General features: G+C 70.9%; 13 protein-coding genes. 7 read left to right on the forward strand and 6 right to left on the reverse strand.

Annotation, left to right across the window (positions count from 1 at the left end; translation table 11 throughout):
- Positions 1-2: 2 nt before the first annotated feature.
- Entirely contained in the window at positions 3-1988 is a 1986-nt protein-coding gene (locus KJK29_RS38660) for a dipeptide/oligopeptide/nickel ABC transporter permease/ATP-binding protein (RefSeq protein WP_251057652.1), read from the forward strand.
- Entirely contained in the window at positions 1981-2985 is a 1005-nt protein-coding gene (locus KJK29_RS00235; RefSeq protein WP_215116540.1) for an ABC transporter ATP-binding protein, read from the forward strand. The genes KJK29_RS38660 and KJK29_RS00235 overlap by 8 nt, the downstream gene beginning before the upstream one ends.
- Positions 2986-3124: 139 nt before the next feature.
- Here the strand turns inward: KJK29_RS00235 and KJK29_RS00240 are convergent, their stop codons facing one another.
- The 3 genes from KJK29_RS00240 to KJK29_RS39305 form a co-directional block, all read right to left on the reverse strand.
- Positions 3125-3298 (reverse strand): CsbD family protein, encoded by a 174-nt coding sequence (locus tag KJK29_RS00240; RefSeq protein ID WP_184586600.1) that lies wholly within the window; start codon positions 3296-3298, stop codon positions 3125-3127.
- A gap of 137 nt (positions 3299-3435) precedes the next feature.
- Positions 3436-3807, reverse strand: coding sequence for an antibiotic biosynthesis monooxygenase family protein (locus tag KJK29_RS00245; RefSeq protein WP_215116541.1), 372 nt, complete (start codon positions 3805-3807; stop codon positions 3436-3438).
- Between the two features lie 182 nt (positions 3808-3989).
- Positions 3990-4205, reverse strand: a complete 216-nt coding sequence (locus tag KJK29_RS39305) for a methyltransferase domain-containing protein (protein WP_215116542.1) — start codon at positions 4203-4205, stop codon at positions 3990-3992.
- A gap of 145 nt (positions 4206-4350) precedes the next feature.
- Here KJK29_RS39305 and KJK29_RS00255 point away from each other — a divergent pair, with 145 nt between their 5' ends.
- Entirely contained in the window at positions 4351-5103 is a 753-nt protein-coding gene (locus tag KJK29_RS00255) for a YoaK family protein (protein WP_215116543.1), read from the forward strand.
- 52 nt (positions 5104-5155) lie between these two features.
- Here the strand turns inward: KJK29_RS00255 and KJK29_RS00260 are convergent, their stop codons facing one another.
- Entirely contained in the window at positions 5156-6838 is a 1683-nt protein-coding gene (locus KJK29_RS00260) for a hypothetical protein (RefSeq protein ID WP_215124081.1), read from the reverse strand.
- A gap of 151 nt (positions 6839-6989) precedes the next feature.
- Here KJK29_RS00260 and KJK29_RS00265 point away from each other — a divergent pair, with 151 nt between their 5' ends.
- Together KJK29_RS00265 and KJK29_RS00270 are read left to right on the forward strand one after the other, a co-directional pair.
- Positions 6990-8369 (forward strand): GH1 family beta-glucosidase, encoded by a 1380-nt coding sequence (locus tag KJK29_RS00265; RefSeq protein WP_215116544.1) that lies wholly within the window; start codon positions 6990-6992, stop codon positions 8367-8369.
- 137 nt (positions 8370-8506) lie between these two features.
- Positions 8507-9334: an SAM-dependent methyltransferase gene (locus tag KJK29_RS00270; RefSeq protein ID WP_215116545.1), complete on the forward strand. Its 828-nt coding sequence runs from the start codon at positions 8507-8509 to the stop codon at positions 9332-9334.
- Between the two features lie 66 nt (positions 9335-9400).
- Here KJK29_RS00270 and KJK29_RS00275 read toward each other — a convergent pair whose 3' ends face one another.
- Positions 9401-10315: a helix-turn-helix domain-containing protein gene (locus KJK29_RS00275; protein WP_215116546.1), complete on the reverse strand. Its 915-nt coding sequence runs from the start codon at positions 10313-10315 to the stop codon at positions 9401-9403.
- 106 nt (positions 10316-10421) lie between these two features.
- Positions 10422-10643, reverse strand: a complete 222-nt coding sequence (locus KJK29_RS00280; protein WP_215124082.1) for a DUF397 domain-containing protein — start codon at positions 10641-10643, stop codon at positions 10422-10424.
- Between the two features lie 235 nt (positions 10644-10878).
- Here KJK29_RS00280 and KJK29_RS00285 point away from each other — a divergent pair, with 235 nt between their 5' ends.
- Both KJK29_RS00285 and KJK29_RS00290 read left to right on the forward strand, forming a co-directional pair.
- Positions 10879-11448, forward strand: coding sequence for an ATP-binding protein (locus tag KJK29_RS00285; protein ID WP_251057653.1), 570 nt, complete (start codon positions 10879-10881; stop codon positions 11446-11448).
- Positions 11449-11476: 28 nt separating this feature from the next.
- The gene (locus tag KJK29_RS00290) at positions 11477-12022 is read left to right on the forward strand and encodes a hypothetical protein (RefSeq protein ID WP_215116547.1); all 546 of its coding nucleotides are present in this window, start codon (positions 11477-11479) and stop codon (positions 12020-12022) included.
- Positions 12023-12301 lie beyond the last annotated feature (279 nt).

Here is a 12301-nt window from a genome sequence, read left to right on the forward strand (position 1 = left end):
ACATGCTTCAGAAGGCCACATCCCAGACGGACGCCACGACCGTACGGCGACGGTGGTTCGCCCTGCTGCTCCGGGACCGGTTCGCCTGCGCGGCCGCCCTGCTCCTGCTCCTGGTCGCGCTGAGTGCCGTACTGGGGCCGCTCCTGGCCGGGGACCTGGCGACGCGCCAGAACCTCCGTGCCCCGGGCCGGCCGCCCTTCAGTCTCGACCACGGCTGGGCCTTCGTCCTCGGCAGCGACTCCCTCGGCCGGCCCGTCGCCGCGCGGCTGCTGGCCGCGGCCGGCACGACCCTGTCCGTGGCCGTGCCCGCCGTGCTGTGCTCGCTGGTCATCGGCTCGGTGTGGGGCATGTGGGCGGGCTACCACGGCGGTTGGCGCGAGAGTGTGTCGCTGCGGGTGGCCGACGTGATCCTCAGCTTCCCCTCGCTGCTGCTGGCCGTGGTCGTGCTGTATGTGTTCTCGCCGAGTGCGGCGAGCATCGTGCTGGTGCTGGCCGTCGCCCGGATCCCCGTGTATCTGCGCACCGCCCGGGCCGAGGCGGCGGAGTTGCGCAGCCGGCTGTTCATGGACGCGGCCCGGACCTTCGGCACGGGCAGTTGGGCGGCCATCCGGCGCCATGTCGCGCCGAGCGTGCTGCCCACGCTGCTGACCGTCGCCGCGCTCGACTTCTGCTTCGTGATGCTGGCCGAGTCGTCGCTGAGCTTTCTGGGCATCGGTATCCAACCGCCCGATGTGAGCTGGGGGTTGATGGTGGCCCAGGGGCGGCAGGAGTTGCAGAGCGCGTGGTGGATCGCGCTCTTTCCGGGGCTCGCGATCGTCGTCACGACCGTGTCGGCGACCGTTCTCGCTTCCTGGGCCAGGCTGACGACGGATCCGGGGCAGCGGTGGCGGCGGGGGCTGGGGCGGCGTTCCCGGGGGCCGCGTACGACGGGCCGAGGCGGGGTCGGAGTCGGGGTCGGAGTCGGGGTCGGGGTCGGGGTCGGGGTCGGCAAGGATGCCGTGGCGGGGGACGCGGCCGGTGTCCTGGTCGTGGACGACCTGTCCGTCGACGTGCACACTCCCGCCGGGCCGGTCTCCGTCGTCCGCGGCGTGAGCTTCGCCGTGCGGTCGGGCGAGACGCTGGCGCTGCTGGGCGAGTCGGGCTGCGGCAAGAGCATGACCGCACACGCCGTCGCCGGTCTGCTCGACCCGGTCGCGGAGGTGGTGGGCGGGCAGGTCCGGCTCGACGGCGAGGACCTGCTCGGACTGGGAGCACGGGCCAGGCGGCGACTGGCCGGGCCGGGTCTGGCCATGGTCTTCCAGGACGCGCTCAGCGCCCTCAACCCCGTCCACACGGTCGGAGCGCAGCTCGCGGAGCCCTTCCGGATCCACGAGGGCATGTCCCGGCGGGCGGCGCGGGCCAGGGCGGTGGAGCTGATGGAACGCGTGGGCATCCCGGAGGCCCGCTCCCGGGCGGACGCCTATCCGCACCAGTTCTCGGGAGGCATGCGGCAGCGCCTGCTCATCGCGACGGCGGTCGCCCTGCGGCCCAAGGTCCTGATCGCCGACGAGCCCACCACGGCCCTGGACGTCACCGTGCAGGCGCAGATCATGGACCTGCTCGGCGAGTTGCGGGGCGAGCAGCGGACGGCGCTCGTCCTCATCACGCACGATCTCGGGCTCGCCGCCGAGCACGCCGACCGGGTCGCCGTCATGTACGCGGGGACGGTCGTGGAGACCGGGCCGGTGGCCGAGGTCTTCGCCCGTCCCCACCACCCCTACACCCGCGGCTTGTTGGATTCGGTACCGGCCGAGCAGCACCGGGGCTCCCGACTGACGTCGATTCCCGGGAGCCCGCCGGACCCGGCCGAGGTACCGGCCGGCTGTGCCTTCCGTACGCGCTGTCCCCTGGCCCGTGAGCGGTGTGTGACCCACCGGCCGGTGCTGACCAGCACCGGGACCGGCCGGGCCGCCGCCTGCCACTTCGGGAAGGAACTGGCCGATGCCTGAACGCGCGACCCTGCTGGAGGCCGCCGGTCTGGCCAAGAGCTTCACCGTCCGGCGGACCTTGCGCGGCGGCACCCGGCTACGGGCGCTGGACGGGGTGGACCTGTCCCTCGGGCGCGGGGAGGCCCTCGGCCTGGTCGGCGAGTCCGGCTGCGGCAAGTCCACGCTGGCCAGGATTCTCCTGCTGCTGGAGCGGCCCGACGCGGGCACCGTGCGGTACGAGGGCGTCGACCCGTTCGCGTTGTCGGGTGCGGAGCTGCTGGCCTGGCGGCGGAAGGTGCAGATGGTCTTCCAGGATCCGTTCGGTTCGCTCGATCCCCGCCTCAGCGCGGCGGATCTCATCGGGGAGCCCTGGCTGACCCATCGCGGTCTCGTGCCCCCTTCGCGGCGGGCGGCGCGCGTGGGCGAGCTGCTGGAGATGGTCGGGCTGCGCGCCTCGGACGCGGGCCGCCATCCGCACGAGTTCTCCGGCGGTCAGCGGCAGCGGATCGGTATCGCCCGGGCCCTGGCGCTGGAACCCGAGGTGATCGTCTGCGACGAGCCCGTCTCCGCGCTGGACCTGTCGGTGCAGGCGCAGGTGCTCAACCTGCTGTGCGACCTGCGGGACGAACTCGGGCTGTCGTACGTGTTCATCTCGCACGACCTGTCCGTGGTGCGGCATCTCGCCGACCGGGTCGCCGTGATGTACCTCGGGGGGATCGTGGAGACGGGCCCGACGGAGGAGGTCTACGAGCGGCCTCGCCACCCGTACACGGAGGCGCTGCTGTCGGCGGCCCCTTCGCCTCTGGCCGGCAGCGGGCGGCGCCGACGCCAACGCGTCGTGCTGACCGGCGAGATCCCGTCTCCCACCGACCCACCGTCCGGCTGCCGGTTCCGGACCCGGTGCCCTCGGGCGCGGGACCTGTGCGCCGAAGCCGTACCCGAACCGCCGCGCGGTGCGCTCGTCCACGGTGCGGCATGCCACTTCCCGCTGGAGGAGACACCCCCGGTCCCGGTCTGACGGGCGGTGTCATGCGACGACGATTGGCTTCCAACCGCCGGTAGGTCAGGCCTTCCTGTTCCATAAGCCGTCGCGGGCAGGCCACGACCACGGACACGTGGAAGGGGGCCCCGCCGCAGCAGGGCCCCCTTCCACGCGCTCAGTGTTTGAAGACGTCCTTGGTCTTCTCCTTGGCCTGCCGGGCGTCTCCCTTGGACTGCTCCGCCCGGCCCTCGGCCGTCAGCCGCTCGTTACCCACCGCACGGCCGATCGTCTCCTTGGCCTTTCCCTTGGCCTGCTCGGCCTTCGCCTTGGACTTCTGCTCTCCAGCCACGATTCACTCACTCCAAGTCGTGTCCGACTTCGGGGTCACCTGCCGAGTGACCGCGGGAGCGACGGTCAAACGTACGTCAGGACCGGAGTGATCTACGACGATACGGTCACGGTGCGTTTCGAGGCATCTTCGGTGGGTCAGCACGGTCCGGGTCTCTGTGCCCGGGTGAACCCGCTGCTCCGCTCCACTTTCGCCACATGCAGCGTGTAGGTCTCGTACCACTGGGCCTGCCCACGCTGCTGTGCCGCGCGGTGCTCGGGGTCGGCCCGCCACTCCGTGAGGGCCTCGGCGTCGCGGAAGTAGCCGACGGTGATGCCGAGCCCGCCAGGAGTCTGGGCGTGATCCATGCCCAGGAACCCGGGGACGTCCTTCACCAGGTCTTCCATGCGTGCGGCGGTCTCGCTGTAGCCGCTCTGGTCCTGGGTTCGCACCGTGGTGAAGACAGCCACGTAGTAAGGGGGTTCGAAAGCCTCGACGGGCGTGACAGGTGCTTCGGAGTGGTCGGCCATGGCGTCAATGTAGGACAGGGTGCCCCGGCGATCCGGCTCACCTGCGGCGGACCGCGTAGCCCAGGTACGCCACCACCGGACTGCCCTCCGGCTCGAGCGCCATGTCGACGAGCTCGGGCAGCTGATCGTCGGTCAGCGTGCCACGCCTGCGCCCGCGCGTCGCGCGCACCAGCCCGCGTACGTCACGCGGCCTGAACGCCGAGACGTCCCGCGCGGACAGCCCCGCCCGGCCGAGGGACCCGGCAAGCTCCCCGGGCGCCGAGGTAGATGAGGCGGGACACGAGGGTGCGGTTCACGGTGTCGTAGACGAAGGCCCCGCCAGGGCGCAGCACACGCGCCACCTCCCGGAGGACCGTGTCCGGCCGGTCGGTGATCTCGAGGGTGTCGGCGCAGTACACGAGGTCGAAGGAGCCGTCCGGGATGTCGATGTCTCATGCCGATCGGACGACCGCCTCGGGCCACAGTAGGCCGGGCGTAGCCTTCGGCGGCGTGTCCGGGCGGCGGTGCGAGGGGAGGGCCGTCGGCGCTGCTCACACTGGGCGAATGCCCGACGCGTCCGAAGCCCTCGCGACCGATGCCCGGCAGGTGGCCGTCATGACCGTCCTCACCCTGCTGGCCGGTGCCGTCGACGCCGTCAGCTTTCTGACGATGGGGGACGTGTTCTGCTCGCTGGTGACCGGGAACGTGCTCTTCCTGTCCTTCGCGCTCGCCGGTGAGGGTGCTGTCCCGGTGGCGCGGCCCGCCATCGCGATCGGCGCGTTCTTGGCCGGGGCGGCGAGCGCGGCCGTCGTGCTGAAGTGGCTCGCGGAGCGGGGCAGGGCGTGGTTCCAGGCCGGGCTCGTCAGCGAGGCCGTGCTGCTGGTGTGCGCCGGGGCGCTGACCCTGTGGCAGCACGGCACCGAGGCGGCCGCCGACGCCGGTTCCGATCACGGCGTCGTCGCCCTCGTCGCGCTGGCCATGGGGGTGCGTACGTCGACCGTGCTGCGGGTCCACGTGCCGGGAATGCCGACGCTGCTGAGCCAGATCGCCATCACCGAACTCATCAACGACGTGCTGAAGCACCCTCGGGCGGCGCTGCTCGGGATGTCGCCCAGGCAGCGGCTGGCCCGGACGCGGTGGACTGCCACGGCGGGCGGGATCTTCGTCGGCGGGGTGCTGGGCACACTGCTGCTGGTGCCCCTGGGCACCGGGCGGGCGCTGCTCGTCATCGCGGCGGTGGTACTGCTCCTCGCGGCGGCCACGCTGGCCGTGCCGCGGCCGGGGGACGGGACGGGGCAGGACCTCAAGGGTCCTTAGACGCCCGGGGACGCCCGGTGGACGCCCGGTGACCGCGGCGTCTCGGCTCACGTCAGTGGCAGCACGCGTCGTCCTTCTGAGGGCCGGGCCCCGTGTCCAGGCGGCAGAAGCAGGACGCCTCGACGGGGACGTCGGCCAGCGCGGTCGCCATTTTCAGTTGCTGGGCGACGAGGGCCGCCTCGCCGGTCTTGCCCGTTCGGATGAGGCATTCGTGGAAGCCGTGCAGGGACCAGACGTTGCCGGGGTGCTGTTGGGCGCGGGGCAGGGTGGCGTCGAGGCCGAGGTCCGCGCGGTAGACGGCCTCGGCCTCCGTCACGCGGCCCTGTTCCAGCAGCAGGGCGCCGTAGGCGTGGCGGGTGGGCTGCATCCAGCCCCACGGCTCGTCGTAGGGGAGGCTGTCGTCCAAGTCGATGGAGCGTTCCAGGGCGGCGAAGGCGAGGTCGTGGTTGCCCCGGCGGTATTCGAGCTCTCCGTCGAGCATGGCCGACGCGATGGCGAGGATGTCGTGGCAGGTGTTGTTGAACAGCATCCGCGTCTCGGGCACCCGGCGCACCGCCTCGCGGAAGAGCTCGCGCTCGGCCTCCGCGGGGCCGATCTCGCCGGTGGCCGAGAGGGCGACGCCACGGGCGTAGTGGCGCATGGCGGTGGTGACCGCGTAGAACTCGGGGTCGGCGGGGGCGGGCAGGGCGAGGATGTCGGTCCAGCGGCCGAAGCGGATCAGCACATGGACGCGCATGGCCAGGAAGCCCTCGAGCCAGTCGGCCATCGGGGGGCTCGGCACGCGGAGGAGGTCTTCGGGGACGGCCGCTTCGAGCTGGGCGGCGGTGTCGAGGGCGACCTGTGCCTGGCCGAGGAACATGGCCCCGTAGATCTTGAAGTGGTAGTTGTGCGCCCGGTAGAGGGTGTAGAAGTTCATCGCGCCGGCGCGCCGGTGGTACTTCTCGTCGACGGCGATGGCCTCGCTGTTCGCCGCGACGACCCGGCGGTAGTCGCCGCACAGGACGTCTAGGTGCGAGGGCATGTGGTGCAGGTGCCCGGCGTCGGGCACGATGCCGCGCAGGCGGTCGGCGACGGTGAGCGCCTGCTCCGGCGTCGGGGACATCTCCATCAGGTGGATGTACAGGTGCAGCACCCCCGGATGTCCCACTCCGGCTTCCGTGGCGAGGGCGCCGTCGAGGACGGCCTTGGCCTCCATGGTCCGGGCGCCCTCGGCCGGCTGCCCGGTCCTCAGGTCCCACAGCTGCCACGGTGTGAGGTTCATCAGGGCGTCGGCGTGGAGGGTGGCGATGTCCGGGTCGTGGGGTGCCAGTTCGTAGACCGTGCGCATCGCGTCCGCGTACGGCTCGTTCCAGACCGAGCAGTCCTCGACGGCTTCCGACTGCGGATAGCGGGCGCGGAGCGCGGAGATCAGGGCCTGTTCGACGGGGGTTGCGTGGTGGGCCTCGTCGTGGGCCTGTTCGACGGCGGTGTGGGTGCGTTCGACCGTTCGCACCAGCTCGTCGTCGTCGAAGAATTCCCAGGGCTTGTTGTAGTTCGGTCCGAGCGCGTAGGCGATGCCCCAATACGCCATCGCGCACTCCGGGTCGGCCTCCGCGGCCTTTTCGAAGCAGGCGACGGCTTCCTCGTGATGGAAGGCGTACGTCCACAGCAGACCGCGATCGAACCAGAGCTGAGCTGCGGAGGAAGACGTGGTGACGGGACGGCTGTAGGTACCGAGGTCGTAGTAATCGTCCATGGTCATCTCCTGGATTATCGGCCCGACCCGGTGAGAATAGCGGCCGCGGACATCCTCTCGAGCTTCAACCAATTCTGCGTATTACCAGACCACCACCCTTTACCAGACCACCACCCTTGGTTCGATAAGTCGAACGGGCATCGTTGTGGGCATGACTGACTTCCCGAGTTTTCCGCCCGGCTTCGTGTTCGGGGCGGCCACCGCCGCGTACCAGATCGAGGGTGCGGCGCAGGAGGACGGCCGTGGGCCGTCGATCTGGGACACCTACTGCCGCACCCCCGGCCTGGTGGCGAACGGGGACAGCGGCGATGTGGCCTGTGATCACTACCACCGGTATCCGCAGGACGTTGCGCTGCTGCGCGAGCTCGGCGTGGACTCCTACCGGTTCTCGATCGCCTGGCCGCGTATCGTCCCGGCCGGGTCCGGGCCGGTGAATCCCAAGGGGCTGGACTTCTACTCACGGCTGGTCGACGAACTGCTCGCGGCCGGCATCGAGCCCGCGGCCACGCTCTACCACTGGGATCTGCCGCAGGCCCTGGAGGACCGCGGTGGCTGGCGGACACGGGAGACCGCCGAGCGGTTCGGCGAGTACGCGGCCGTCGTCGCCGGGCATCTGAGCGACCGGGTGCCGCGCTGGATCACCCTCAACGAACCGTGGTGCAGTGCCTTCCTCGGCTACTCCGTCGGCCGGCACGCCCCGGGCGCCCGCGAGGGCCGGGGCGCGCTCGCAGCGGCCCATCATCTGCTGGTCGGGCACGGCCTCGCCGTGCAGGCGTTGCGGGCGGCCGGTGTACGCGAGGCGGGCATCACCCTCAACCTCGACCGCATCCTCCCCGCCACCGGCTCCCCCGCCGACCGGTCGGCCGTCACCCGTGCGGACACCCTGCACAACCTGGTGTGGACCGAGCCGATCCTGGCGGGCCGCTACCCGGCCGCCGAGGAGGAGACCTGGGGCGGGTTGATCACCGGCCAGGACTTCCGGCGGGACGGCGACCTGGAGCTGATCTCCCAGCCGCTGGACTTCATGGGCATCAACTACTACCGGCCGCTCGTCGTCGCCGACGCCCCGCACCGCGAGAGCGACCCGACGCTGCGGGTGGCGACCGACAACCGCTATGAGGAGGTTCGGCTGCCCGGGGTGCGGCACACCGCCATGGGCTGGCCCGTCGCGCCCGGCACGTTCACGGATCTGCTGGTGGCGCTCAAGGAGCGCTACGGCGAGGCCCTGCCGCCCGTCCACATCACCGAGAACGGCTCGGCGGAGGACGACGAGGTGAGTGCCGACGGGGCCGTCCACGACAGCGACCGGGTCGCCTACCTGCGCGACCATCTCACCGCGCTGCGGGCCGCGATGGACGCCGGGGTGGACGTCCGCGGCTACTACGTGTGGTCCCTCCTGGACAACTTCGAGTGGGCCTTCGGCTACGACAAGCGCTTCGGCATCGTCCGCGTCGACTACGCCACGCAGCGGCGGACACCGAAGGACAGCTACCACTGGTACCGGGCCATGATCGCCGCGCAGCGGCCGTGACGGCCCGGTCGGAGAAAATCATCTTGTCGTTCCATCGGGGGCATGTGCGCAAGAGGCTGGCACCGGCCAACTCCCGCTCCCTAGGATGTACTTCCTGTCCAGCCAGTCCGTTGGCGCGGCGCCTTGCAGGGGGAACGATGCACTCCGAGAAGCAGTTGTCCACCGAGATCGACGCGACCGTGCCGACGGCAGCGCGCATGTACGACCACTATCTGGGCGGCAAGGACAACTACGCGGCGGACCGCGCCGCCTGCGAGGAGCTCGACAAGGTCGTGCCCAGCACGCGGCGCCTGGCCCTGAACAACCGGCGTTTCCTCCAGCGCGTCGTGCGGACCCTGTCCGAGGAGTACGGCATCCGGCAGTACCTGGACCACGGCTCAGGCCTGCCGACGCAGGACAATGTGCATCAGGTCGCCCAGCGCATCGACCCCACGACCCACGTGGTGTACGTCGACAACGACCCGATGGTGCTGGTCCACGGGCGTGCGCTGCTGGAGCAGGACGAGCGCACCACCGTGATCCACGCGGACATGCGCGAGACCGACCTGATCTTCGATCACCCCGACACCAAGCGGCTGATCGACTTCTCCGAGCCGGTGTGTGTGCTCTTCAACTCGGTGTTCCACTGCATCCCGGACAGCGACACCGACGGGCCGCTCGCGGTGGCCCGCCGCGTCCGGGAGCGGCTCGCGCCCGGCAGTTTCCTGGTGATGTGCCAGCTGGTCAGCGAGGACGCCGAAGTACGTGACTTCGTCACGAACTTCATGGATCAGGCCACCCAGGGGCACTGGGGGCGCGTGCGTGAGCCGAAGGACGTCGAGACGTACTTCGAGGAGCTGGAGATCCTGCGGCCGGGCCTCGTGGAGGTGTCCACCTGGCGTCCGGACACCGAGGTGGCGCCGCGTCAGCTCACGCACGAGTGGATCGAGTTCGGCGGCGTGGGTCGGATTCCGCTGGAGAACTAGCGGGCCCGTCGCTCCGAGGAGTGCCTCGCGCAGGACACCGGTCGTCCCGCGGGAGGCATCCGCACGTCACGGGTAGCGCTGCTCCATCGTCTGACGCAGCAGTTCCAGGGAGTCTCGGGGCTTGAGCGCCTCGTCCGCGAGCCGGTCCAGCGCGATCCGGTACTGCTCCGTCTCGTCGCGGTCCTCGAGGAAGTTCGCGCTCTTGATGTGCTCCAGGTAGACCACGTCGGGCAGGTCGAGTCCGCCGAAGCGCAGATACGTGACGGGGATGGCCGGCGCCGAGGCGTTCGTGACGCTCAGCGGCACGATCTGCACCGTCACATTCGGCCGTTCGGCCATCTCGACGAGGTGGGCGAGCTGTTCCCGCATCACATCGGTGCTGCCCAGGACGCGCAGCAGCACGGACTCGTCGATCATCGCCCACAGTTGTGGGGCCTCCTGGCGCAGCAGCAACCGGGCTCGGTGCATGCGGAGTTCGACGCGCCGCTCCACCTCGCCGGCCGGTGCGTTCGGCAGACCGCGCTCCACCACGGCCCTGGTGTAGGCGGGAGTCTGCAACAGGCCCGGCACATACTGGATCTCGAAGGTCCGGATGGTGGCGGCGGCCTCCTGGAGTCCGACCAGCCGGTCGAACCACTCGGGCATCAGCCGCTTGTCGTAGCGCTGCCACCAGCCCGGCTCTCCGGCCCGCTGCAGCAGCTTGAGCAGCACCGACGCCTCGTAGTCGTCGGTGTTGTACTGCCGCAGCAGCGCGCGGACGTCGTTCTCCGTCGGCGGGCGGCGGCCCTTGCCCGACTCGATGCGGGACAGCTTCGCGGGACTGAACCCGACAGCGCGTGCCGCCTGGTCCTGAGCGAGCCCGGCGTCCTCGCGGAAGCCGGCGAGCTGCACACCGACCAGCATCTTCAGCAGAGTCGGCGCCGGCTCGGGCCTGTCCAGGTAGGGTTCGAGACGGGAGATGCGATGCGACGCGGCGGACATCCTGACTCCCAGCAGACCGGCACAAGGACGACTAACACTATCGCACCGGCGGGGCGTCTCCGCATGTGCCCGCAAGCACCCTTCAGAAGTAGAGAGTTGGGCTCCGCTACAGCAGGTGGTCGAACTCGCCGTCCTTGGCCCCGGCCAGGAACGCCGCCACCTCCGCCGCCGTGTAGACGAGCGCGGGCCCGTCGGGATCACGGGAGTTGCGCATCGCGATCCCGCCGTCGACGAGAGGGGCGACCTCGACGCAGTTGCCCTCGGCGTTGCTGTGCCGGCTCTTGATCCAGCGGGCGTCCAACTCGCTGGCCCGCACTCCGTTCCGCATTGGCACCGCAGTCTCCTTGCTGTTCTCGTACCCCGCCGCGCACGGTGTGCCCGGCCGTCCAGCCGAGACCGGCCGCATCCCTCGGCCGCACTCGTCCCGGCTTGCGTACCCACAACGGCTTGAATTTCACGCAATTTCTCGTGCAATTGCACGCGAGCGCCGTCAGCGTGGATAATAGCTGCGGCGTCAACCCCTGTGCTGACGCCCCGTCCTGACGTCGCATCGGGGAGATGCCGTGTCATCACCTGCGCAGCACGTGCTCCGGCCGCCGAGCGGGGCCGGAGCACACACGAGCGCAGCCTGCACGAGCCGCGGTCTCCCGCCCGGCCCGCACACGCTGACGCCGTACGGGATCGCCCCGACGCCGGAGACGAGGCAGCTGCCCTCCGGCGCCCTGGCCGCCTCGGCCACCCTGCGCGTCGAGTGCGGCCTGGAGGGATTCGCGCGAGCCCGCTCCTTCACCCGCGACACCCTGCACCTCTGGTCGCTCGACCACTGCCGCGAAGACGCCACCCTCGTCGTCACCAAACTCACCGCCAACGCCGCGACGCACGCGGCGCCGGGGACATCGGGTGCGCCGGAGGTCCGGCTCGGATTCCGCCTGAACCCCACCCATCTGCTGGTCACCGTCTCCGACCCCGACGACCATCCGCCCGTGCACAGACCCGCCGCCGGCTCCGCTCTCGAGGAGCACGGCCGGGGCCTGCGCATCGTCGACGCCCTGTCCGAGGAGTGGGGCTGGACCCCCCATCCCCCGGCGGGCAAGACGGTCTGGGCGAGGTTGTCGACCTCTCCCCCCATCTGACACGACTGCCGCGGAAAGGCCCCTCGCCATGCGCAGCGCTTCGACGGAACACCCGAGCAGCGAGCGCCCACAGCGCCCGGACACCCCGACCGGCGTGGCCCGGGCCACGCCGCTCACGGCACTGGACCGCGTGCCGTGGGGCGACATCCAGGACTCCACGGGCTCGGCGGCCGCCATTCCCGTCCTGCTCAGCGGCATCGCCTGGGGTGACGCCGACACGGCCCGGTCCGCACTCGACGACCTGCGGAAACGGATCTGCCAGTTCGGTTTCGTCGTGGAGCAGGCCACCGCCGCCACGGTTCCGTTCCTGTGGGAACTGGCGAAGCAGCCGCAGGTGACCTGCCGTGCCCAGATCATCCGGCTACTCAAGAACATCGCCGACGCCCGGCAGTGGGAGAGCACCGCCGCCGTCTATCCGAAGCTGCTGAACCATCGGGAGAACCCGGTGGTCTGGGAGCGTGCGGCGCGCCAGGCGGTGCGTGCGCGGCGCGGAGAGCTCGGCCGGCTGATGGACGACGAGGACACGGAGATCGCCCGGGCCACGAACGAGCTCGCGCGCTCCCTGGGAGCCTGAGCCCCGGCGACTTGAGGGCCGGCGACTTGGGGGCCGGCGAGATTTTGCGGAAGGTTTCCGATCGGGCCAAGGTGGGTGTGCGGGCCCGGCCGTAGGGCGGCTCCCCTGTGCTCATGGCGCGGGGAGACGTGACGAAACGGTGAGGGCCCCCTGTCACCATGGGTGATGCCCCTCGCCTCGCGGGTCCGGGCAGTGTAGACATGGGCACATGGTCCGACTCTTGGGTCGATCCGGGACTCGATCGCCCCTGCGGCCCGGCGCTGCGCCGTCCGCACGGCA

Source organism: Streptomyces koelreuteriae (assembly GCF_018604545.1).
In the GTDB taxonomy this organism is placed as follows: domain Bacteria; phylum Actinomycetota; class Actinomycetes; order Streptomycetales; family Streptomycetaceae; genus Streptomyces; species Streptomyces koelreuteriae.

What these genes read in the sequence shown, in the direction of transcription:
- KJK29_RS00260 (WP_215124081.1), bottom strand. Translation starts at nt 6,838, where the DNA reads ATGGACGATTACTACGACCTCGGTACCTACAGCCGTCCCGTCACCACG.
- KJK29_RS00275 (WP_215116546.1), bottom strand. Translation starts at nt 10,315, where the DNA reads ATGTCCGCCGCGTCGCATCGCATCTCCCGTCTCGAACCCTACCTGGAC.
- KJK29_RS00280 (WP_215124082.1), bottom strand. Translation starts at nt 10,643, where the DNA reads ATGCGGAACGGAGTGCGGGCCAGCGAGTTGGACGCCCGCTGGATCAAG.
- KJK29_RS00270 (WP_215116545.1), top strand. Translation starts at nt 8,507, where the DNA reads ATGCACTCCGAGAAGCAGTTGTCCACCGAGATCGACGCGACCGTGCCG.
- KJK29_RS00290 (WP_215116547.1), top strand. Translation starts at nt 11,477, where the DNA reads ATGCGCAGCGCTTCGACGGAACACCCGAGCAGCGAGCGCCCACAGCGC.
- KJK29_RS00245 (WP_215116541.1), bottom strand. Translation starts at nt 3,807, where the DNA reads ATGGCCGACCACTCCGAAGCACCTGTCACGCCCGTCGAGGCTTTCGAA.
- KJK29_RS38660 (WP_251057652.1), top strand. Translation starts at nt 3, where the DNA reads ATGCTTCAGAAGGCCACATCCCAGACGGACGCCACGACCGTACGGCGA.
- KJK29_RS00255 (WP_215116543.1), top strand. Translation starts at nt 4,351, where the DNA reads ATGCCCGACGCGTCCGAAGCCCTCGCGACCGATGCCCGGCAGGTGGCC.
- KJK29_RS00265 (WP_215116544.1), top strand. Translation starts at nt 6,990, where the DNA reads ATGACTGACTTCCCGAGTTTTCCGCCCGGCTTCGTGTTCGGGGCGGCC.
- KJK29_RS00235 (WP_215116540.1), top strand. Translation starts at nt 1,981, where the DNA reads ATGCCTGAACGCGCGACCCTGCTGGAGGCCGCCGGTCTGGCCAAGAGC.